Source organism: Rhodovulum sp. BSW8 (assembly GCF_003314725.1).
GTDB lineage: Bacteria > Pseudomonadota > Alphaproteobacteria > Rhodobacterales > Rhodobacteraceae > Rhodovulum > Rhodovulum visakhapatnamense.
Window position 1 is genome coordinate 148,024 of record NZ_QNVX01000005.1, and the last position, 19,270, is coordinate 167,293.

A 19,270-nucleotide genomic window follows, 5' to 3' on the forward strand; every position below is an offset into this window, starting at 1 on the left:
GATCTGCAATGAAATTCAACCTTTTCCGCCGTGCGACGGAACGACTGCCCGAGACCAAGGCCTCGGCCACCGGCCCGGTGATCGCCTGGGCGGGGGCAGGGCGTGCGGCCTGGACGCCGCGCGATACGAGTTCGCTGATCCGGTCGGGGTTCAACGGAAATCCCGTGGGCTTTCGTGCGGTGAAGCTGATCGCGGAGTCCGCGGCGGCGCTGCCGCTGATCTGTCAGGATGACGAGCGGCGCTATGAGGCGCATCCCGTGCTGGATCTGCTGAAGCGGCCGAATCCGGCGCAGGGCCGGGCCGAGCTGCTGGAGGCGCTTTACGGTCAGTTGCTGTTGTCGGGGAACGGATATCTCGAGGCGGTAGGCGGCGAGGGCGGGCTGCCGTTCGAGCTGCATGTGCTGCGGTCGGACCGGATGCGGCTGGTGCCGGGGGCCGATGGCTGGCCGGTTGCCTACGACTACATGGTGGGCGCGCGCAAGCACCGGTTCGACATGACAGGGGCGGTCCCGCCCATCTGCCATATCAAGAACTTCCATCCGCAGGACGACCATTACGGGTTGTCTGCAATGCAGGCGGCGGCGACCGCGATCGACGTGCACAATTCGGCCTCGCGCTGGTCGAAGGCGCTCTTGGACAACGCCGCGCGGCCCTCCGGGGCAATCGTCTATCACGGCGGCGAGGGGCAGTCGACGCTGAGCGAAGAGCAATATGCCCGGCTGCAGGATGAGATGCTGTCCTATCATCAGGGGGCGGCCAATGCCGGGCGGCCGATGCTGCTGGAGGGCGGGCTCGACTGGAAGCCGATGGGGTTCTCGCCCTCGGACATGGAATTCCAGAAGACCAAGGAGGCCGCGGCCCGCGAGATTGCCACGGCTTTCGGGGTGCCGCCGATGCTGTTGGGTATCCCGGGCGAGGCAACTTATGCCAATTACCAGGAGGCAAACCGCGCCTTCTACCGGCTGACCGTGGTCCCGCTGGTGGCTAAGGTCGCGGGAGCGGTGGCCGAGTTCCTGACCCATTTCAGCGGCGCCGCGGTTTCGCTTCGGCCCGATCTCGATCAGGTGCCGGCGCTGGCCGCAGAGCGGGATACGCAATGGAAAAGAATCTCCGAAGCCGACTTCCTGACCGAAGACGAGAAACGCGCGCTGCTCGGCCTGCCGAGGCGGCCGGAGGGCAGGTAACCGTGGCCGGGCAACGGTCCGGCTCGCGGTTTCTCTACGCCCCGTTCGACGCGACGCATATCCGGATCGAGGCCAGCGAGCGGGTGATGGAGGAGCGCTGGAGCGCCCTCGAATACCGCCTGAAACGCATCGAGGAGATGCTGGACCAGATCGAAAAGCGCATGTGGCTGACGGTCTACGGAATCGTGGCGGTGATCCTGGCAGAGGGGATCGCCTCGATCCTGTCCGCCATTTCGACGCCCTAGAAGCGAAGAGGACAGAGGTGATGAAGGAGTACGAAAGTGGCATCGCACTTGAACGCAAGTTCTGCAAGAGCGATACCTTGCCGCTGGCGCTGAAGGATGGCGCGGTGATCGAGGGCTATGCTTCGGTCTTCGGCGCCGCCGATTACGGGGGCGATATCGTCCAGAGCGGCGCCTACACCGCCTGTCTGCGGCAGATGGGGACCGAAGGCCGACGGGTGAAGATGCTTTGGCAGCACGATCCCTGCGAGCCGATCGGGGTCTGGGACGAGGTGCGCGAGGATGCCCGCGGGCTGTATGTCAAGGGCCGTATCCTGACCGACGTGGCGCGGGGCCGCGAGGCGGTGGCGCTGGTTGCGGCGGGCGCCATCGACGGGCTGTCGATCGGCTATCGTACCAAGCGGGCCGGCAAGGATGACAGCGGGCACCGTCTGCTGGCCGAACTGGAGCTGTGGGAGGTGTCGCTGGTGACCTTTCCGATGCTGGCCGACGCGCGCGTCGGCACCAAGGCGGAGGGCACCGCGGAGGAGCTCTTGCGCGACCTGGCGGAGGCCTTTGCGGGCGCCCGCCGGATGCTGGCCGAAGGCTAGCTCCCTCTTCAAATCTCACTCCCAGACAGGACTGCCAACATGACCGAGACCGAAATCAAGGCCGGGCGGGCCCATGGTCCCGCTATGGAGATGCGTGAAGCTCTGGAGGACTTCCTGATCGATTTCAGGGGGTTCCAGTCGGAAGTGAAATCGAGGCTCAAGCAACAGGAAGAGCGACTGACCATGTTCGACCGGAAATCACAAATCACGGCGGGTCGTCCCGCCCTGTCCCGCGCCGTCGAGATCGAGGTGCCCCACAAGAAGGCCTTCGGCGCCTATCTGAGGTCCGGCGACGACGATGCGCTGCGCGGGCTCGAATTCGAGGGCAAGGCCATGTCGACGGCCGTCGCCGGCGACGGCGGCTATCTGATCGACCCCGAGACGGCCAGCACGATCAAGTCGGTGCTGACCGCGACGGCCTCGATCCGGTCGATTGCCCAGGTGGTGACGGTCGAGGCCAGTTCCTATGACGTGCTGGTCGATCATGCGGATACCGGGTCGGGCTGGTCCAGCGAGACCGGCAGCCAGGTCGAGACCGGGACGCCGCAGATCGAGCGGGTGACGATCCCGCTGCACGAGCTGTCGGCGATGCCGAAGGTCAGCCAGCGCCTGCTGGACGACAGTGCCTTCGATATCGAGGGCTGGCTGGCAGGCCGGATTGCCGACAAGTTCTCGCGGGCCGAGGCCGCGGCCTTCATTCTGGGCGACGGGACCGACAAGCCGCGCGGGTTCCTCAGCCATCCCAAGGTCGCCGAAGCAAGCTGGAGCTGGGGCAGCCTCGGTTATGTCGCCACCGGCGCCGATGGCGATTTCGACGTGGGCGCGCCGTCGGACGCGATCCTCGATCTGGTCTATTCGCTGGGCGCGTTCTATCGGGCGAATGGCAGCTTCGTGATGAACTCGAAGACTGCGGGCGCCGTGCGCAAGATGAAGGATGCCGACGGGCGGTTTCTGTGGTCGGACGGTCTGGCCGCGGCCGAGCCCGCACGGCTTCTGGGCTATCCGGTGCTGATCGCCGAGGATATGCCCGACATCGCACCGGACGCGGCGGCCATCGCCTTTGGCGACTTCCAGGCCGGCTATACCGTCGCCGAACGCCCCGATCTGCGGGTGCTGCGCGATCCCTTCTCGGCCAAGCCGCATGTGCTTTTCTACGCCACCAAGCGCGTGGGCGGCGATGTCAGCGACTTTGCCGCAATCAAGGTGCTGAAGTTCTCGGTCGCCTGACACCGGCGGATCTGGCCTGCACCAGCAAACCCGGCCCCGACAGTGGGCCGGTGAGACGCGCGCCGGTCCCCCGGGGCCCGCCCCGGTGCTCCCTCCATCGGAGCGGGACGGGCCGGCGCGCGTCAACCTTGCGTCGAGGGAAAGCGGAGAGACGGAAAAGATGATGCTGATAGAGCAGACGACGGTGCCGGCTGCGGCGCTTCCGCTTGCGCAGTTCAAGGCGCACCTGCGCCTCGGAACCGGCTTTGCCGATGCCGGGGACCAGGACGCCTATCTGGAGACGCTGCTGCGCGCGGCGCTGGCGGCAATCGAGGCGCGGACCGGCAAAGTGCTGATTTCCCGAAGTTTCAGTTATGTGCTTTATGGCTGGCGCCACGGGGGCAGCCAGTCCTTGCCGGTCGCTCCGGTGCGGGCGGTGACCGAGATCCGGATCGTTGACCGGGGCGGCGTGGCGGTGCCGGTCGCGCCCGAGCGCTATCACCTGCTGGCCGATGCCCATCTGCCGGTGGTGCGCGGCGCGGGCGGTTCGATGCCCGGGATTCCCTTCGAAGGCAGCGCCGAAATCGACTTCGAAGCGGGCTTCGGTTCCGACTGGGCGGCGGTGCCCGAGGATCTGGGCCATGCCGTGCTGCTGCTGGCGGCGCATTACTATGAGAACCGGCTGGAGCAGACCGTGGGCGGCGGAGCGATGCCCTTCGGGATCGCGGCCCTGACCGACCGCTGGCGCAGGCTTCGGATGACACCGGGAGGCGTGTGATGGCGAGGTCCCCGATCCTGAACCGGCGCCTTGAGCTGGAAGTGCCGGTGCGGGTCGCCGACGGTGCCGGTGGCTTTTCCGAGACCTGGGTGGCGCGCGGCACGCTGTGGGCCGAGGTCACGGTGCGCTCGGGCGGCGAACAGTCCGGCGAGGAACTGGCCCTGTCGCGGGTGCTGTACCGGATCGTGGTCCGCGGCGCTCCTCCGGGCGCCCCGGAGCGGCCCGTTGCCGGTCAGCGGTTCCGCGAGGGTTTGCGGTCGTTCCGCATCCGCGCAGTGACCGAGCACGACACGCGCGGGCAGTATCTGGCCTGCCTCGCCGAAGAGGAGTTGGCGGCATGAGCTATGGCATGGCGGCCGCTTTGCAGGCTGCGATCTTTCAGCGGATTTCGGGGCATGCCGCCGTTGCCGCGATTGTGGGCGAAGCGGTGTATGACGCTGTGCCCGCGGGTCGCCTTCCGCCGATCTATGTGAGCCTCGGACCAGAAGAGGTCCGTGATGCGTCCGACAAGGACGCGGGCGGCGCGCTGCATCTCGTGACGATATCGGTCGTCAGCGAGGAGGCGGGATTCGCCCGGGCGAAAGCTGCCGCCGGGGCCATTTCCGATGCCCTGACCGAGGCACCGCTTGTGCTGGTTCGGGGCAGGGTGGTCGGACTGTGGTTCGACCGTGCCCGCGCCCGACGTGTCGGCGCGCAGGATCAGCGTCGCATCGACCTGCGGTTCTCCGTCCGGGTCGAGGACGATTGAATGACACACCTGGAGTACGCGAAATGACGGCGCAGAACGGCAAGGATCTTCTCATCAAGGTCGATATCTCGGGCGCGGGAGACTTCTCGACCTTTGCGGGTCTGCGGGCCTCGCGCATCAGCTTCAATGCCGAGCCTGTGGACGTGACCAGCCTGGAAAGCCAGGGTGGGTGGCGCGAACTTCTGGCGGGCGCGGGCGTCAAGTCGGCCGCCATCACCGGATCGGGCGTCTTCAAGGATGCGGAAACCGACACGCGCGCGCGACAGGTCTTCTTCGAGGGTCTGATGCCGGTCTTTCAGCTGGTGATCCCGGATTTCGGGATCGTCGAGGGACGGTTTCAGGTCAGCAGCCTGGAATATGCCGGCAGCCACAATGGCGAAGCCACCTATGAAATGACGCTTGCTTCGGCCGGTGTCCTCAACTTTACGGCGATCTGAGCATGCCAAACCCCCACGCAGGCGAAGTCGCGCTGATGGTCAATGGAGAACGGCAGGTTCTCAAGCTTACGCTTGGTGCCCTGGCCGAGCTGGAGGCGGCGCTGGGCGCCGACACCCTGCTGACCCTGATCGAGCGCTACGAGGAAGGGCATTTCGCGACGCGCGACGTGATTGCGCTGTTGCTGGCGGGGCTTCGGGGGGGCGGCTGGAAGGGCACGACTGCCGACCTTGCCGAAGCCGATATCGGCGGCGGTCCGATCGCCGCGGCCCAGGCGGCCGCGCAGCTTCTGGCCCGGGCCTTCACCTTGCCGGAGGCAAAGCACGATGGGCTTTGACTGGGGCGGCCTCATGCGGGCAGGCATTCGCGGTCTCGGTCTGAGGCCGTCCGAGTTCTGGGATCTCACACCTGCGGAACTGATGCTGATGCTGGGGGCCGAAGGCGGGCCCGCCCCCATGAGCCGTGCGCGGCTGGAGGAACTGGCCCGCGCCTTTCCGGATAAACTGAGGGACGAAGGATAGGCCATGGCCGAGGCTGAGGATATCGAGTCTTTCGAGGCGCAACTGGAGGCGCTGGAGACGACCTTGGGGGGAGCGAGCGGTACGGCCGCGGCCTTCGAGGTGGAACTTGTGCGGATGCGGGACTCGCTGACGCTGACGAACCGAGAGGTCAGTTCGTTGTCGAATGCCATCGGTCGCGGCCTGAGGGGGGCCTTCGACGGACTGGTCTTCGACGGAATGAAACTGTCGGATGCATTGAAATCGGTCGCAAACTCGGTTGCGAATGCGACCTATGCCGCAGCGGTCAAGCCGGTGCAGAACCAGCTGGGCGGTCTGCTTGCCGGCGGTATCGAGGGGCTTCTGGGCGCCGCACTTCCCTTTGCCCGGGGTGCGCCCTTCTCGCAGGGGCGGGTCATTCCCTTCGCCTCTGGGGGCATCGTCGGCCAGGCGACCTATTTCCCGATGCGGGGGGCGACCGGATTGATGGGCGAGGCGGGGCCGGAAGCGATCCTGCCGCTGTCGCGCGGGGCGGATGGCCGGCTGGGGGTCCGGTCGGACGGCAGCGGGTCGTCGCGCCCGATCCAGATCGTCATGAACATCAGTACGCCTGACGTGCAGGGATTCGCGCGCAGCCAAAGTCAGATCGCGGCCGAAATGAGCCGCCTGCTGTCGCGCGGCCAGCGGAACAGGTGAAGGAGGACAGAGCCCATGGCATTTCATGAAGTCCGCTTCCCGGCCAATCTGAGTTTCGGGTCGGTCGGCGGTCCGGAGCGCCGAACAGAGATCGTGACGCTCGCCAATGGCTATGAGGAGCGCAACTCGCCTTGGGAACATGCCCGGCGGCGCTACGATGCGGGGGTCGCGATGAGTTCGCTCGACGATGTAGAGCAGCTGATCGCCTTCTTCGAGGCGCGGCGCGGCCAGCTTTACGGATTCCGTTGGAAGGACTGGTCCGACTACAAGTCCTGCCGCCCGTCGGGCGCGGTCGATCCAGAAGATCAGGTGATCGGGATCGGGGATGCCAGCACTGTCGAGTTCCAGCTGAGAAAGACCTATGCCTCGGGCAGCCAGTCCTATCTGCGCCCGATCGCCAAGCCGGTGGCCGGCACGGTGTCTGTCGCAGTCGACGGGCGCCAGCTGTTTGCCCCGGTCGATTTTGCCATCGAGACATCGACGGGGATCGTGACCTTGGCCGAGCCGCCGGGGATGGGCGCAGTGGTGACCGCGGGCTTCGAGTTCGATGTACCGGTGCGATTCGACACAGACCGGATCCAGACCTCGGTCGAGAGTTTCCGGGCGGGCGAAGTCCCCTCGGTCCCGGTCGTGGAGCTGCGTATCTGATGCCGCTGTCGGCGACATTTCAGGCCCATCTGGAAAGCGGCGCGACGACGCTTGCCAGGGCCTGGGCGCTGACGCGCCAGGACGGCGTGGTCATGGGCTTTACCGATCACGACCGCGATATGACCTTCGCGGGCATCACCTTCCGCGCCGATACCGGCATGACGGCGCGGGCGTTGAGCCAGACCACGGGCCTTTCGGTCGACAACTCGGCGGCCGTGTCGGCGCTGAGTTCGGAGGCGATCACCGAAGAGGACATTTCGGCCGGACGCTATGACGGTGCGGCGCTGAGGATCTGGATGGTGAACTGGCGCGATGCCGCCCAGCACGCGCTGATCTTCACCGGCACGCTGGGCGAGATGACCCGGACGGCCGGGGTCTTCGAGGCCGAATTGCGCGGTCTGTCCGAGGCGCTGAACCAGCCGCAAGGTCTGGTCTATCAGGCGCCCTGCGGGGCGGTTCTGGGCGATGCGGCCTGCCGCTTCGACACCGCTCATCCCGATTTCTCGACGGTCGTTCCTGTGGCAAGCGTGACCGGACGACGCCTGTTCCGGATCGCCGGACTGTCGGGCTTTGCCCCACGCTGGTTCGAACAGGGGCGGCTCGAGGTGGTGTCGGGGCCGGCGGCGGGGCTGGTGGGCGCCATCAAGGGGGACCGCGAGGACAGCGGGGGGCGGGTGATCGAGCTTTGGTCCGAGATCCGCGGCACCGTCCTGGCGGGCGACAGTCTGCGGCTGGTCGCGGGCTGCGACCGGCGGGCAGAGACCTGCCGGGACAAGTTCGACAATTTCCTCAACTTCAGAGGGTTTCCGCATATTCCGGGCGAGGACTGGCTGATGAGCTATCCGACCCGCTCGGGGCTGAACGACGGGGGAAGTCTGAAATCATGACCATCATGGGAGAACGCGCCGCCAATGAGGCGCGCCGCTGGATCGGGACACCCTATCGGCATCAGGGATCGGTGCGCGGTGCCGGGGCGGATTGCCTCGGGCTTCTGCGCGGTGTCTGGCGGTCGCTTTACGGGCGCGAGCCGGAAGAGGTGCCGCCCTATACGCCGGACTGGTCCGAGCCTCAGGGCGAAGAGATCCTGTGGCGCGCGGCCGGGCGGCATCTGATCGCCAAACCGCTGGAAGAGGCCGCCGAGGGCGATGTGATCCTGTTCCGGATGCGCGACGACACAGTTGCCAAGCATCTGGGCGTTCAGGGTCGGGTCGAAGAGGCGCCGAGTTTCATCCACGCCTATTCGGGGCGCGGTGTGGTCGAAAGCTCGCTTTCCCAGCCCTGGGCGCGGCGGATCGTGGCCCGCTTTGCCTTTCCCGAGGGGATCTGACCCATGGCAACGATTGTTTTGTCGGCGGCCGGAGCGGCCGCCGGCTCGGCGCTGGGCGGGTCGGTCCTGGGGCTGTCGAGCGCGGTCATCGGACGGGCCGTGGGCGCCACGCTGGGCCGCGTGATCGACCAGCAGCTTCTTGGCAGCGGATCGCAGGCGGTCGAGACCGGAAAGGTCGAGAGGTTCCGCCTGACCGGCGCCAGCGAGGGCGCGGCCGTCGGCCGGCTATGGGGGCGGTCGCGGGTGGCGGGGCAGGTGATCTGGGCCTCGCGCTTTCGCGAGACGGTCAGCACGCATGGCGGAGGAAAAGGCGCGCCCAGCAAGCCCAAGGTCAAGGAATACAGCTATTCGGTCAGTCTGGGGATCGCACTCTGCGAGGGCCAGATCGCCCGGGTCGGCCGGATCTGGGCAGACGGCGCCGAGATCGAGCCGCAATCCTTGACGCTGCGCGTCTATGACGGGTCCGAAGACCAGTTGCCCGATGCGCTGATCGAGGCGGTCGAGGGGCCGGGGCGGGCTCCGGCCTATCGCGGCATCGCCTATGTGGTGATCGAGGACATGGAGCTTGCACGCTTCGGCAACCGCGTGCCGCAACTGTCCTTCGAGGTCGTGCGGCGGGCGGCGGGAGCGACGGACGATCTGCCCGCGCTGGTGCAGGGCGTGTCGCTGATCCCGGGCACCGGCGAATATGCCCTGGCAACGACGCCGGTTCATTTCTCCTACGGGCCGGGTCAGGCGGTATCGGCGAACGTCAATTCGCCGAGTGGCAAGACCGACATCGCCACATCGCTCGACATGCTGCAGGGCGAATTGCCGAATGTGCGTTCGGTCTCTCTGGTGGTCAGCTGGTTCGCCTCGGACCTGCGCGCGCCGGTCGCGCGGCTTCGGCCGAAGGTCGAACAGACAGGCTTCGACGGCAACCCGATGCCCTGGCGGGTGGCGGGGCTCAGCCGGAGCGCGGCCGAGATCGTGCCCCATGTCGACGGGCGGCCGATCTATGGCGGCACGCCTGCCGATGCCAGCGTGATCGAGGCGATCCGGGCGCTGAACGCGCGCGGTCAGGACCCGGTCTTCTATCCGTTCATCCTGATGGACCAGGTGCCGGGCAATGCGCTGATCGACCCCTACACCGGCGCGGCGGGTCAGCCGCCCTTGCCCTGGCGCGGCCGCATCACGCTGAATTTCGCGCCCGCCCATCCCTTCACCACGAATGGCACGCGGTTCGCGGAAGACGAGGTTGCGCTGTTCTTCGGCACGGCTCGGCCGGAGGATTTCACTGCCTCGGGACAGAGCGTTGCCTATGTCGGGACCGATGACTGGAGCTATCGACGCTTCATCCTGCACTATGCCCATCTTTGCGCGTTGGCGGGGGGCGTGTCGGCCTTCTGCATCGGGTCCGAACTGCGCGGTCTGACGACGATCCGCGGCGGGGCCGGGCGGTTTCCCGCGGTCGATGCCCTGCGTGCGCTGGCCGAGGATGTGCGTGCCATCCTCGGGCCCGGCTGCAAGATCGGCTATGCTGCCGACTGGAGCGAGTATTTCGGCTATCACCCCGAGACCGCTCCGGGCGACGTGCATTTCCATCTCGATCCGCTCTGGGCGGACCCGGCGATCGACTTCATCGGGATCGACAACTATATGCCCCTGTCGGACTGGCGCGACGGCGACGATCATGCCGATGCCGCCTGGGGCGCGATCCACGATCTGGACTATCTGCGCGCGAATATCGAGGGTGGAGAAGGGTTCGACTGGTACTATGCCTCGCAGGCTGCCCGCGACGCGCAGATCCGCAGCCCGATCACCGATGGCGCCCATGGCGAGCCCTGGGTCTGGCGCTACAAGGACATCCGAAGCTGGTGGCAGAGCACCCATCACGACCGGATCGACGGGGTCCGCAGTGCGACGCCGACGGCCTGGGTTCCGCAGTCGAAGCCGATCTGGTTCACCGAACTGGGCTGTCCGGCGGTCGACAAGGGGACTAATGCACCCAACCTTTTCAGCGACGCCAAATCCTCGGAAAGCGCGCTGCCGCCCTATTCGACCGGCGCCCGCGACGACCTGATCCAGCACCAGTATCTGCGTGCGCTGCTGGGCTATTGGGCCGACCCGGCGGTGAACCCGGTTTCGCCGCTTTACGGCGGGCCGATGGTGGATCTGTCGCGGGCGCATGTCTGGGCCTGGGACGCGCGGCCCTATCCGCAGTTTCCCGGGAACCGGACGCTCTGGTCGGATGGCGACAATTACGGTCGTGGGCACTGGCTGAACGGACGGGCCTCGGCGCAGGCTCTGGATGCGGTGATCCGCGAGATTTGTACCGCCTCGGGGGTGACCGATCTGGATGTGTCCGATGTCTACGGGCTGGTACGGGGCTATGCGGTTGGCGACCTGGCCGGGGCACGGTCGGCGTTGCAGCCACTGATGCTGGCTTTCGGCATCGAGGCGGCGGAGCGCGACGGCCGGATCGTGTTCTTCAATCGCGACGGGCGGGCCGGGGTCGTCCTCGACCCCGCCGATCTGGCCCAGACCGGAGATCTGGCCGGCGATATCGAACACAGCCGGACCCCGGGGGCCGAGACCGCCGGACGGGTGCGCCTGTCTTTCGTCGAGGCCGATGGTGCCTATGAGACCCGGGCGGCCGAGGCGATCTTTCCCGATGAAGCCAGCCGGGCGGTCTCGGTCAGCGAATTGCCGCTGGTGCTGACTGCGGCCGAGGGGCAGGCCGTCGTCGAACGCTGGCTGTCGGAATCCCGGGTGGCGCGCGACCGGGTGCGGCTGGCCTTGCCGCTGTCGACGCTGTCTGTGGGGGCGGGCGACGTGATGCGGCTGCCATCCGGCGATTACCGGATTGATCGGGTCGATCTGGCCGATACGCGGCAGATCGAGGCAGTGCGGGTCGAGCGGGGACTTTACCTGCCGCCGCGCTTCGAGGATCGCGGCGTGGCCCAAGCCGCCTTTGTGGCGCCGGTGCCGGTGCATGCGGTCTTCCTCGATTTGCCGCTGCTGACCGGCGAGGAGGTACCCCATGCGCCCCATGTCGCGGCGGTCGCGGCCCCCTGGCCCGGTACGGTCGACGTCTACACGGCGGTCGAGGATGCGGGCTACACGTTGAACGCGACGCTCGACCGGTCCGCAGTGATCGGTCTGACCGAGACGCCGCTTGCGGCAGCCGACCCCGGCCGTTGGGACCGGGGGCCCGCGCTTCGGGTCAAGCTTGCGGCGGGCAGCCTTGCCTCGGTCGGCGAGGCCGATCTGTTGGCCGGGGCCAATGTCGCGGCGATCGGGGCGGGCGGACCCGGGGGCTGGGAGGTATTCCAGTTCGCCGAAGCCGAACTGATCGGGCCGCGGACCTACGAGCTGAGGCTGAGGCTTCGCGGGCAGGCCGGGACCGAGGCCGACATGCCCCAGATCTGGCCCGTGGGAAGCACCGTCGTGCTGCTTGATGCGCGGGTGCCGCAGATCGCGCTTGCCGCGTCGGCGCGGGGGCTTGCGCGGCATTACCGGATCGGCCCCGGGACGCGGGCCTATGACGACCCGAGCTACGACCATGTCCGGCTGGCCTTCGACGGGATCGGGCTTCGGCCCTATGCCCCCTGTCATCTTAAGGCGGTGCGAGCGCCCGGCGGCGATCTGGAGCTGAGCTGGGTACGCCGAACGCGGGTGGACGGCGACAGTTGGGCCTCGGTCGAGGTGCCGCTGGGCGAAGAGCGCGAGCTTTATTCGGTGCTGGTGAAATCCGGCGAAGGTGCGGTGCTGCGGACCGAAACTGTCGCCGCAACAGGCTGGACCTATACCGCAGCCATGCAGGCGGCAGACGGGACGACAGCGCCCTCCGCCCTCGAGGTGGCGCAACTGTCCGACCAGTTCGGACCCGGACCCTATCGGAGGATCGAGATCGATGGCTGACACCGCGAACCTGTCGCTTCCGCTGCTGCAGGCGGCGCAGGCTCAGAAGCATGTGACCGTGAACGAGGCGCTGACCAGGCTCGACGCGCTGGTACAGCTTCGGCTGCAAAGCGTCACCGTTTCGGCCCCGCCAATGGGGGTGCCGGACGGTCAGGCCTGGGGCGTTCCGGCCGCGGGCGAGGGCCTTTGGGAGGGACAGGACGGCCGGATCGCGGTGCAGGACAATGGCGGCTGGGTCTTCGTCGCCCCGCTGCCCGGCTGGCGGGCCTATGTGGTCGATGCGGGCGCGGACATGCGCTGGACCGGCAGCGCCTGGTCTGCCATCGGCGCGGCGGTTTCGGCCTCGGGTGCAGGTATTGCGCTGCGGGTGCTGGAGTTCGACCATGTCCTGACGCCCGGAGGGGCGCAGGACACGGGTGTGGCGATCCCGTCCCATGCGACCGTTTTCGGCGTGACCGGGCGGGTGATCGAGGCAATCTCGGGCACGCTTTCCGGCTGGCGGCTGGGCGCGGACGGATCGGACAACCGATTCGGGTCGGGCCTCGGCCTGGGGCTCAATTCCTATGTGCACGGGGTTCTGGGCTCGCCCCTGACGGGCTACGCGCCGATGCCGCTGACCCTGACGCCCGAGGGCGGCGACTTTTCCGGCGGCACCGTGCGGCTTGCCGTCCATTTCGCCGAACTGACGATTCCGGCCAGCGTCTGAGGCGGCGGGATGCGTCCGGTGCTTCATGGAGATGCGGTGGCCGCGGCGCGGGCACTTTACACCTTGCCGCAGGCCGACCGTGCCGGGGCGCTCCAGGCGATGCTCTTGCGGGTCGAGGCGGCGGATGCCTATCGCAAGCGGTTCGGGCGCGGCCATCCGCTTTGGGGAAACGGATCGCTGATGGCACTGGTTCAGCGCGGGGCGCTGCCGCCCGAACCCTCCCTGGACGAGCCCGACTATTGCCGATGCCTGGCGCAAGTCTTCGCGGCGCTGGCGGCGTGGCGGGACTGGAAGGCGGCCTTTCCCTCCCCGGGCTGAGCCGATAGCCGCCGCGTATACGGGCGACGGCGGGCCGGTTAAGGTCACGTCTGCGCGTGTGCGCGGCTTGATCTTGGAAGGAGGCGCGGATCTGCTGTAGTATGGGGCGGAAAAGAAAGGGAACGCCCATGCCCGAGATCAAGCCCCGCCTTGCCGAACTCGACCCGGTCTGGAAACGGATCTGCGACGAGGCCGAGGAGGCCGTGCACGCAGAGCCCTTGCTGGGCGGGTTGATGCATTCGAGCCTGTTGCACCATGCCGGGTTCGACGACGCGCTGGCCTACCGCTTTGCGATGAAGCTGTCCTCCGGCGACATGTCCGAGCAGTTGTTGCGAGAGATCGCCGATGCGGCCTATGCCGACGATCCGGGGCTTGGCCGGGCGGCGCGGGCGGATCTGACCGCCGTCTACGACCGCGATCCGGCCTGCCACCGCTATATTCAGCCGATCCTTTTCTTCAAGGGTTACCAAGCCTTGCAGGCCTATCGGGTGGGGCATTGGCTTTGGCGGCGGGGCCGTCAGGACATGGCCTATCTGGTGCAGATGCGGGTGTCGGAGTGCTTTGGCGTCGACATCCACCCGGCAGCGCGGATGGGGCAGGGGATCATGATTGACCATGCCCATTCCATCGTGATCGGCGAAACCGCCGTGGTGGGCGATAACGTCTCGATGTTGCATTCGGTGACGCTGGGCGGGACCGGCAAGGACGATGGCGACCGTCACCCGAAAATCGGCGACGGGGTGCTGATCGGGGCCGGGGCCAAGGTTCTGGGCAACATCCATGTCGGCCATTGCTCGCGGATCGCGGCCGGGTCGGTGGTGTTGCAGGACGTGCCGCCCTGTTCGACTGTCGCCGGGGTGCCCGCGCGGATTGTGGGCGAGGCGGGCTGCGACCAGCCTTCGGTGATGATGGATCACCGGCTTGGCGGCTGCGGCTGCAGCGAGGACTGAAAAACGGGTGCGGGTCCGATGATCCCGAGAGGGAACGTTTGGCGCTCAGGCTTCCCTGTCTTCCCGGCTGAAACTGGCGGGGCCGCCATCGGCGGTTTGATTTGGTAAAGGTGCGGGCGTGGCGGCGCTGAGGATCATCCGGCGATGGGCGCGCGGTGAAAAGCCGGTCCAGCGGCGATAGGCCCGTGAGAAATGCGCCGGGTCGGCATAGCCCAGTTGATCGGCGATCTCGGCGATGGGGCCGTCGCTGAAGGCTGCGCCGCGACAGACCGAGCCGGGCGGCGACGCGGTCGATCCCGGGACGTCCGCGCAAAAGCTCCAGCCGGATGGCGGCACGCACGCCGGCCACGGGATCGGGGGCCGTCGGCATGGTCTCTGGCGCGGCGTCGTGCGAGGGCGCGTCCATGCCGTCGCTGGGTTGAGGGCTGCAAGACACCGTTCATCGAATTCCATGCCCGGAACCGGGCTGTCGCCTCGGTCCGGTCCGCACACCGGGGCGCGAAAAAGCTGTTCGAGATGGGCTATCCGCGCGCGCTCGATGTCGCGGACGCGGATCGCCTTGGGCGACCAGGCCTCTCCCGGGAAATGCCGCAGCAGGTCGAACTGATAGCCGGTGGCCAGCAATTCGTTCTGGAATCGCCCGGCCTTGCCCCGGGTGTGAAAGGCCATCGACCAGCGCACCCCCCGCCGCAGTCGGCAAAGCACCAGATCGGTGTCGGTCTGCATCATCCGGTTCAGCGTGCCATTGGCGCGCCGGATCGCGGCGCCAAGCGTCGGAGCCTCGGTCGTGCCGGTGCCGTAGGGGCCCAACATCCCGATGCGAACGGCGGCACCCATCTCGGCTCCGAAATCCGTGCTGCCAGTGTCGCGGCCCGCGGCCTGCAGGACGGCGTAGTGATCCATCCGGGGCAGCACCAGAACGGGCCGGTCGAGAAGCCCGACGGGTAGATCGACCGCACGCAGGATGCGATCCATCCGGCCGCCGAGACGGTCCACGCATGACCTGATCGGCGCCAGTGCGCTGGCCCTGACATATCCTCCCATATCGGCGCCTCCAAGCGCAGCGTGGCGCGAAATGGCAAGCGCGCAAAGCCGCGTAGCCTTAGCCTGCGCGGGAGGAGGACCATCCCATGCCGCTTTGCCGTCTTATTCCGATCCTGCTTCTGGCCGGTGTCTTCGGAGCCTCCGCACGGGCCGATCCGCTGCCGGTTGCGGTCTTCGACATCGAGTTCGTCAACTTCAGCCAGGAGGTCGAGTTCGGCGCCACCAACGCGGCCGAACGGGCGCGGGCGCGGATGCTGTCGGATGCGTTCCGCAGGCTTGTCGCGCAAAGCGGGCGCTACCGGCTGGTCGACATGGCGCCCGCCGAGGCCGATCTGGCGCTTCACGGAAATCCCTTCAGCTGCAACGCCTTTGAGGCGGACATTGCCGCGCGGCTTGGGGCCGAGCGGTCCTTTGCCGGGGCGGTGCAGAAACTGTCAGTCCTGGTGCAGACCATCGTCATCCGCGAACGCGACGCCCGCACGGGCGAGGTACTGGCGCTCTATCAGACCGATATCCGGGGCAACACCGATGAAGCCTGGCGGCGCGGGCTTAGCTGGCTGATGAAGAACCGGATGCTGCCGGGCACCGCCGCGCTCGATGGCGGCTAGATCCCGGGGGCCGCGTCATGCGGTGTCGCGCCGGATCTCTTCGTCGAGGACCTCCGCGATGACGCGGCAATCCTCGGGGGTGAAGGTCAGCGGCAACCGTAAGTCGATCAGCCCCGCCAGAACGCGGTCGGTCCGGGGCAGGGGCTCGGGTGCGGCATAGTCCCAATGGGCATAGCGCGAGGTGAAGCCCTGCGGCTGTGCCGCGCCGAACCATTTCAGCTCGACCCCGCGCGCGGCGCAGCGGGCAACGAGGGCCTCGATCCGGCCGGGCGTCCAGTCGGGCAGGCGGGCCTGGAAAGACGAACCGACGAAGCTTTCAGCGGCGGGCCGCTCGATCAGCGCAAGCTCCGGCGTTGTCCGCAGTCCATTCTCAAGCGCGCGGTACAGCTCGGCCCAGCGGACGATCCGGCCGGGCAGGTCGGCCAGCTGCGGCCGAAGGATCGCGGCGCGAAGCGCATCCATTCGGCCCGAGACGTTCGGTACCTGGGCCCAGAGATCCTCGAAGACCTCGGGCGCGGGGGCGGCGCTGTGGCGCGGATACATCATGTAGGATCCCGACAGCAGCACGGCCCGGGCCATCAGCTTGGGGTCGTCGGAAATCAGCAGTCCCCCTTCGCCCGAATTGAGGTGCTTGTAGGTCTGGGTCGAATAGCAGGCCATCGCGCCATGCCGCCCCGAGGCCACACCGTTCCAGGCGGCCCCCATCGTATGGGCGCAATCCTCGATCACCCGCACCCCCGCGCCGTCGCAGATCGTCATCAGCCGGTCCATGTCGCAGATATGGCCGCGCATATGCGACAGCAGCAGAACCCTTGCACCGGTCTCGTCTATCCGCGCCTTAAGATGGTCGAGGTCGATCACCAAATCGGGCGTGACCTCGACCAGCACCGGCTGAGCGCCGAGGCTGGCGATGGCCCCCGGCACCGGCGCCAGCGTGAAGGCATTGGTCAGGACCGGCTCGTCCGGCCTCACTTGCAGCGCCCGAAGCGCGCAGGCCAGCGCGTAGCCACCCGAGGCCACGGCCAGCGCGAACCGCGCGCCGGTGAAGGCCGCAAAGTCCTCCTCCAGCAATGCGACCTCGCCCGCCTCGCCCTCGGCGAGGTTGTAGCGATGCAGCCGCCCGTGCCGCAGCACCGCGACCGCCGCCTCGATGGCGGCCTCGGATATCGGTTCCTGCTGGGTGAAGCTGCGGGTGAAGCGGCGCGCCATGGCTCAGCTTTCCGGCAGAAGACGGGCGACGAGGCCGTCAAGCTCGTCATAGGTTCTCATCAGTGCCTCGGGGACGAGGCCGGTCATTTCCGCCGCGGCGGGGCCGAAGGTCACCAGCACGCAGGGCACGCCCGCGGCACGCGCGGTCGCGCGGTCGGTTGCGCTGTCGCCGACTAGAAGCGAGTGCGCGACCTGCCCGCCCGCGCGCTCGACCGCCAGCACGTAAGGCGCCGGGTCGGGCTTTCTGACCGGCAGGGTATCGGCCCCCACCAGCGAGGCGAACAGCCCGCGCACGCCGAGCAGGGTCATCAGGTCTTCGGCCAGGGCTTCAGGCTTGTTGGTGCAGATCCCGACCGCGATGCCAGTGGCCCGCAGCCTCTCGACCGCGTCGAGCGCGCCCGGATAAAGCCGCGTATGGCGGTCGAGCCCGGCTGCGTAATGGTCGAGGAAAAGAGGAAACTGTTCGGCCACCGGCGCCTCTTCGCCGATCTTCCCCAGACGTTCGAATCCAAGTCGCAGCATCGCCCGCCCGCCAAGAAAGGCTGTGGCGGCATCGGCCTCGGGGTCCAGCGGGCGGCCCTTTCCCAGCGTCTCGAAACAGGCATTGGCCGCGTCGATCAGGTCGTGGCTGGTATCGGCCAGGGTGCCGTCCAAATCGAAGATCACCGTCCGCATCCGTGCCTCGTCCTTCCGTTCGCCGCCCTGTAACAGAGCGAAATGCCAAGTGAAGCGGCCGCCGGTTGCGAACCGCAGGAACCGCGATAAAAGGGAGGCGAGAAAAAGGAAAGAGCAGAGACCCCCATGCCCACCGCCCTGATCCTCCTGGCCGCCGGCCAGGGCAACCGGATGATGTCCGATCGCGCCAAGGTGCTGCACGAGGTGGCCGGGGCGCCGCTTCTGGCCCATGCGATGGCGGCGGGCCGCGCGCTCGACCCGGTCCGCACCGTGGTTGTGACCGGGCATCAGGCCGACGCGGTGCGCGCGGCGGCGCTCGATATCGACCCCGAGGTCGCGGTGGTCGAGCAGGCCGAGCGGCTTGGGACCGGCCATGCCGTGGCCCAGGCCCGCCCCGCGCTGGACGGTTTTTCGGGCGACGTGATCGTGCTTTACGGCGATACGCCCTTCATCCGCCCCGAGACGCTGGAGGCGATGGCCGCCGCCCGCGCCCAGCATGCCGTGGTGGTTCTGGGCTTTCATGCCGCCGACCCCAAGCGCTACGGGCGGCTGGTGATGGCGGGCGAGGCGCTGGACCGGATCGTCGAATATAACGACGCGACCGAGGCGGAACGCGCCCTGACGCTGTGCAATTCGGGCGTCATCGCCGCCGATTGCGCGACGCTCTTCGAGCTGATCGGCGCGCTTTCGAACGACAACGCGGCGGGCGAATACTACCTGACCGACGTGGTCGGGCTGGCCTGTGCCCGCGGGCTGTCGGCCGGTGTCGTCATCTGCGACGAGGCCGAGACGCTGGGCGTCAATTCGCGCGCCGATCTGGCCGCGGCAGAGGCCGCCTTCCAGGCCCGCGCGCGTGCCGGGGCGCTGGATAACGGGGTCACGCTGACCGCACCCGAAACCGTCTTCTTCGCCTTCGACACCGTGATCGGCCGCGATGCCGTGATCGAGCCCAACGTGATCTTCGGCTCCGATGTCACCGTCGAATCCGGCGCTCGGATCCGTGCCTTCTCGCATCTAGAGGGCTGTCATGTCAGCCGTGGTGCCGTGGTCGGCCCGTTTGCCCGGCTGCGTCCCGGTGCCGAACTGGCCGAGGACGTGCGGGTCGGCAATTTCGTCGAGATCAAGAATGCGCAGGTGGCCGAGGGCGCCAAGGTCAACCACCTGACCTATATCGGCGACGCCACGGTGGGCGAGCATGCCAATATCGGCGCGGGCACCATCACTTGCAATTATGACGGCGTCTTCAAGCACCGGACCGAGATCGGCGCCCATGCCTTCATCGGGTCGGACACGATGCTGGTGGCGCCGGTGCGGATCGGCGCCCATGCCATGACCGCCTCGGGCTCGGTCATCACCACGAACGTGCCCGACGACGCGCTGGCGCTTGGCCGCGCGCGGCAAGAGGTCAAGCCGGGGCTCGCGCGGCGGCTGATGGACCGGCTGAGGGCCGAAAAGGCCAAGCGCAAGGGACACTAGGCGGGCCTTCCCGCCCCATTCGGAGCAAAT

At 67.7% G+C, this 19,270-nt stretch carries 23 protein-coding genes and 1 pseudogene; 20 read left to right on the forward strand and 4 right to left on the reverse strand.

Annotation, left to right across the window (positions count from 1 at the left end):
• Positions 1 to 8: 8 nt before the first annotated feature.
• The 16 genes and pseudogenes from DSD19_RS02940 to DSD19_RS22660 all read left to right on the forward strand — a co-directional run.
• Positions 9 to 1,184 carry a phage portal protein gene (locus tag DSD19_RS02940; protein WP_113668476.1) on the forward strand — a complete coding sequence of 392 codons (1,176 nt, stop codon included), beginning with the start codon at positions 9 to 11 and terminating at the stop codon, positions 1,182 to 1,184.
• Positions 1,185 to 1,186: 2 nt separating this feature from the next.
• Positions 1,187 to 1,429, forward strand: coding sequence for a hypothetical protein (locus DSD19_RS02945; protein WP_075785209.1), 243 nt, complete (start codon positions 1,187 to 1,189; stop codon positions 1,427 to 1,429).
• 20 nt (positions 1,430 to 1,449) lie between these two features.
• Entirely contained in the window at positions 1,450 to 2,016 is a 567-nt protein-coding gene (locus tag DSD19_RS02950) for an HK97 family phage prohead protease (RefSeq protein ID WP_075785210.1), read from the forward strand.
• A 39-nt stretch (positions 2,017 to 2,055) separates the two neighbouring features.
• On the forward strand, positions 2,056 to 3,243 hold the full coding sequence (locus DSD19_RS02955) for a phage major capsid protein (protein WP_113668477.1): 1,188 nt from the start codon (positions 2,056 to 2,058) through the stop codon (positions 3,241 to 3,243).
• Between the two features lie 160 nt (positions 3,244 to 3,403).
• Complete coding sequence (locus DSD19_RS02960; RefSeq protein ID WP_113668478.1) at positions 3,404 to 4,000, forward strand: hypothetical protein; 597 nt, start codon at positions 3,404 to 3,406, stop codon at positions 3,998 to 4,000.
• Positions 4,000 to 4,341: a head-tail adaptor protein gene (locus DSD19_RS02965; RefSeq protein ID WP_113668479.1), complete on the forward strand. Its 342-nt coding sequence runs from the start codon at positions 4,000 to 4,002 to the stop codon at positions 4,339 to 4,341. Before DSD19_RS02960 ends, DSD19_RS02965 begins: the two co-directional genes overlap by 1 nt.
• The gene (locus DSD19_RS02970; protein WP_075785214.1) at positions 4,338 to 4,748 is read left to right on the forward strand and encodes a DUF3168 domain-containing protein; all 411 of its coding nucleotides are present in this window, start codon (positions 4,338 to 4,340) and stop codon (positions 4,746 to 4,748) included. Before DSD19_RS02965 ends, DSD19_RS02970 begins: the two co-directional genes overlap by 4 nt.
• A gap of 23 nt (positions 4,749 to 4,771) precedes the next feature.
• Positions 4,772 to 5,185 (forward strand): phage major tail protein, TP901-1 family, encoded by a 414-nt coding sequence (locus tag DSD19_RS02975; protein WP_075785215.1) that lies wholly within the window; start codon positions 4,772 to 4,774, stop codon positions 5,183 to 5,185.
• Positions 5,186 to 5,187: 2 nt separating this feature from the next.
• Complete coding sequence (locus DSD19_RS02980) at positions 5,188 to 5,520, forward strand: gene transfer agent family protein (protein ID WP_075785216.1); 333 nt, start codon at positions 5,188 to 5,190, stop codon at positions 5,518 to 5,520.
• A gap of 13 nt (positions 5,521 to 5,533) precedes the next feature.
• A complete protein-coding gene (locus DSD19_RS02985) occupies positions 5,534 to 5,704 on the forward strand; it encodes a rcc01693 family protein (RefSeq protein ID WP_243627637.1) in 171 nt (56 codons plus the stop codon).
• A gap of 3 nt (positions 5,705 to 5,707) precedes the next feature.
• Positions 5,708 to 6,376: a phage tail tape measure protein gene (locus DSD19_RS02990; protein ID WP_075785218.1), complete on the forward strand. Its 669-nt coding sequence runs from the start codon at positions 5,708 to 5,710 to the stop codon at positions 6,374 to 6,376.
• 15 nt (positions 6,377 to 6,391) lie between these two features.
• The gene (locus tag DSD19_RS02995) at positions 6,392 to 7,024 is read left to right on the forward strand and encodes a DUF2460 domain-containing protein (RefSeq protein ID WP_113668480.1); all 633 of its coding nucleotides are present in this window, start codon (positions 6,392 to 6,394) and stop codon (positions 7,022 to 7,024) included.
• Complete coding sequence (locus DSD19_RS03000; protein WP_113668481.1) at positions 7,024 to 7,911, forward strand: DUF2163 domain-containing protein; 888 nt, start codon at positions 7,024 to 7,026, stop codon at positions 7,909 to 7,911. Before DSD19_RS02995 ends, DSD19_RS03000 begins: the two co-directional genes overlap by 1 nt.
• A complete protein-coding gene (locus DSD19_RS03005; RefSeq protein WP_108026940.1) occupies positions 7,908 to 8,351 on the forward strand; it encodes an NlpC/P60 family protein in 444 nt (147 codons plus the stop codon). Before DSD19_RS03000 ends, DSD19_RS03005 begins: the two co-directional genes overlap by 4 nt.
• A gap of 3 nt (positions 8,352 to 8,354) precedes the next feature.
• Positions 8,355 to 12,254 (forward strand): glycoside hydrolase/phage tail family protein, encoded by a 3,900-nt coding sequence (locus DSD19_RS03010; RefSeq protein WP_113668482.1) that lies wholly within the window; start codon positions 8,355 to 8,357, stop codon positions 12,252 to 12,254.
• Positions 12,247 to 12,558 (forward strand): annotated as a pseudogene (locus tag DSD19_RS22660) (DUF2793 domain-containing protein); the annotation flags it as partial. The gene DSD19_RS03010 and the pseudogene DSD19_RS22660, both read left to right, overlap by 8 nt.
• Before the next feature lie 293 nt (positions 12,559 to 12,851).
• On the opposite strand, the gene DSD19_RS22665 reads toward DSD19_RS22660, so the two are convergent.
• Positions 12,852 to 12,971 (reverse strand): hypothetical protein, encoded by a 120-nt coding sequence (locus tag DSD19_RS22665; RefSeq protein ID WP_371412527.1) that lies wholly within the window; start codon positions 12,969 to 12,971, stop codon positions 12,852 to 12,854.
• Here DSD19_RS22665 and DSD19_RS03020 point away from each other — a divergent pair.
• Both DSD19_RS03020 and cysE read left to right on the forward strand, forming a co-directional pair.
• Positions 12,970 to 13,278 carry a hypothetical protein gene (locus tag DSD19_RS03020; RefSeq protein ID WP_075785224.1) on the forward strand — a complete coding sequence of 103 codons (309 nt, stop codon included), beginning with the start codon at positions 12,970 to 12,972 and terminating at the stop codon, positions 13,276 to 13,278. The genes DSD19_RS22665 and DSD19_RS03020 overlap by 2 nt on opposite strands.
• A 128-nt stretch (positions 13,279 to 13,406) precedes the next feature.
• Positions 13,407 to 14,228: a serine O-acetyltransferase gene (cysE, locus tag DSD19_RS03025; RefSeq protein WP_075785225.1), complete on the forward strand. Its 822-nt coding sequence runs from the start codon at positions 13,407 to 13,409 to the stop codon at positions 14,226 to 14,228.
• A 45-nt stretch (positions 14,229 to 14,273) separates the two neighbouring features.
• On the opposite strand, the gene DSD19_RS03030 is transcribed toward cysE, so the two are convergent.
• Entirely contained in the window at positions 14,274 to 15,203 is a 930-nt protein-coding gene (locus DSD19_RS03030) for an AraC family transcriptional regulator (protein ID WP_165828026.1), read from the reverse strand.
• A gap of 155 nt (positions 15,204 to 15,358) precedes the next feature.
• Here DSD19_RS03030 and DSD19_RS03035 point away from each other — a divergent pair, with 155 nt between their 5' ends.
• Positions 15,359 to 15,880 (forward strand): DUF3280 domain-containing protein, encoded by a 522-nt coding sequence (locus tag DSD19_RS03035; protein WP_113668484.1) that lies wholly within the window; start codon positions 15,359 to 15,361, stop codon positions 15,878 to 15,880.
• Between the two features lie 15 nt (positions 15,881 to 15,895).
• Here the strand turns inward: DSD19_RS03035 and DSD19_RS03040 are convergent, their stop codons facing one another.
• The gene (locus DSD19_RS03040; RefSeq protein WP_113668485.1) at positions 15,896 to 17,089 is read right to left on the reverse strand and encodes a DegT/DnrJ/EryC1/StrS aminotransferase family protein; all 1,194 of its coding nucleotides are present in this window, start codon (positions 17,087 to 17,089) and stop codon (positions 15,896 to 15,898) included.
• Positions 17,090 to 17,092: 3 nt separating this feature from the next.
• Positions 17,093 to 17,764, reverse strand: coding sequence for an HAD-IA family hydrolase (locus DSD19_RS03045; RefSeq protein WP_113668486.1), 672 nt, complete (start codon positions 17,762 to 17,764; stop codon positions 17,093 to 17,095).
• 126 nt (positions 17,765 to 17,890) lie between these two features.
• On the opposite strand from DSD19_RS03045, the gene glmU reads away from it, so the two are divergent.
• Positions 17,891 to 19,240, forward strand: coding sequence for a bifunctional UDP-N-acetylglucosamine diphosphorylase/glucosamine-1-phosphate N-acetyltransferase GlmU (glmU, locus tag DSD19_RS03050; protein WP_113668487.1), 1,350 nt, complete (start codon positions 17,891 to 17,893; stop codon positions 19,238 to 19,240).
• Positions 19,241 to 19,270: the final 30 nt, after the last annotated feature.

What these genes read in the sequence shown, in the direction of transcription:
- DSD19_RS02940 (WP_113668476.1), top strand. Translation starts at nt 9, where the DNA reads ATGAAATTCAACCTTTTCCGCCGTGCGACGGAACGACTGCCCGAGACC.
- DSD19_RS02950 (WP_075785210.1), top strand. Translation starts at nt 1,450, where the DNA reads ATGAAGGAGTACGAAAGTGGCATCGCACTTGAACGCAAGTTCTGCAAG.
- DSD19_RS03035 (WP_113668484.1), top strand. Translation starts at nt 15,359, where the DNA reads ATGCCGCTTTGCCGTCTTATTCCGATCCTGCTTCTGGCCGGTGTCTTC.
- DSD19_RS03040 (WP_113668485.1), bottom strand. Translation starts at nt 17,089, where the DNA reads ATGGCGCGCCGCTTCACCCGCAGCTTCACCCAGCAGGAACCGATATCC.
- DSD19_RS02960 (WP_113668478.1), top strand. Translation starts at nt 3,404, where the DNA reads ATGATGCTGATAGAGCAGACGACGGTGCCGGCTGCGGCGCTTCCGCTT.
- DSD19_RS02995 (WP_113668480.1), top strand. Translation starts at nt 6,392, where the DNA reads ATGGCATTTCATGAAGTCCGCTTCCCGGCCAATCTGAGTTTCGGGTCG.
- cysE (WP_075785225.1), top strand. Translation starts at nt 13,407, where the DNA reads ATGCCCGAGATCAAGCCCCGCCTTGCCGAACTCGACCCGGTCTGGAAA.
- DSD19_RS02990 (WP_075785218.1), top strand. Translation starts at nt 5,708, where the DNA reads ATGGCCGAGGCTGAGGATATCGAGTCTTTCGAGGCGCAACTGGAGGCG.
- DSD19_RS02965 (WP_113668479.1), top strand. Translation starts at nt 4,000, where the DNA reads ATGGCGAGGTCCCCGATCCTGAACCGGCGCCTTGAGCTGGAAGTGCCG.
- DSD19_RS03020 (WP_075785224.1), top strand. Translation starts at nt 12,970, where the DNA reads ATGCGTCCGGTGCTTCATGGAGATGCGGTGGCCGCGGCGCGGGCACTT.
- DSD19_RS02955 (WP_113668477.1), top strand. Translation starts at nt 2,056, where the DNA reads ATGACCGAGACCGAAATCAAGGCCGGGCGGGCCCATGGTCCCGCTATG.
- DSD19_RS02980 (WP_075785216.1), top strand. Translation starts at nt 5,188, where the DNA reads ATGCCAAACCCCCACGCAGGCGAAGTCGCGCTGATGGTCAATGGAGAA.
- DSD19_RS02985 (WP_243627637.1), top strand. Translation starts at nt 5,534, where the DNA reads ATGCGGGCAGGCATTCGCGGTCTCGGTCTGAGGCCGTCCGAGTTCTGG.
- DSD19_RS03010 (WP_113668482.1), top strand. Translation starts at nt 8,355, where the DNA reads ATGGCAACGATTGTTTTGTCGGCGGCCGGAGCGGCCGCCGGCTCGGCG.
- DSD19_RS03030 (WP_165828026.1), bottom strand. Translation starts at nt 15,203, where the DNA reads ATGGATCGCATCCTGCGTGCGGTCGATCTACCCGTCGGGCTTCTCGAC.
- DSD19_RS02970 (WP_075785214.1), top strand. Translation starts at nt 4,338, where the DNA reads ATGAGCTATGGCATGGCGGCCGCTTTGCAGGCTGCGATCTTTCAGCGG.
- DSD19_RS03000 (WP_113668481.1), top strand. Translation starts at nt 7,024, where the DNA reads ATGCCGCTGTCGGCGACATTTCAGGCCCATCTGGAAAGCGGCGCGACG.
- DSD19_RS02975 (WP_075785215.1), top strand. Translation starts at nt 4,772, where the DNA reads ATGACGGCGCAGAACGGCAAGGATCTTCTCATCAAGGTCGATATCTCG.
- DSD19_RS03005 (WP_108026940.1), top strand. Translation starts at nt 7,908, where the DNA reads ATGACCATCATGGGAGAACGCGCCGCCAATGAGGCGCGCCGCTGGATC.
- DSD19_RS03045 (WP_113668486.1), bottom strand. Translation starts at nt 17,764, where the DNA reads ATGCGGACGGTGATCTTCGATTTGGACGGCACCCTGGCCGATACCAGC.
- glmU (WP_113668487.1), top strand. Translation starts at nt 17,891, where the DNA reads ATGCCCACCGCCCTGATCCTCCTGGCCGCCGGCCAGGGCAACCGGATG.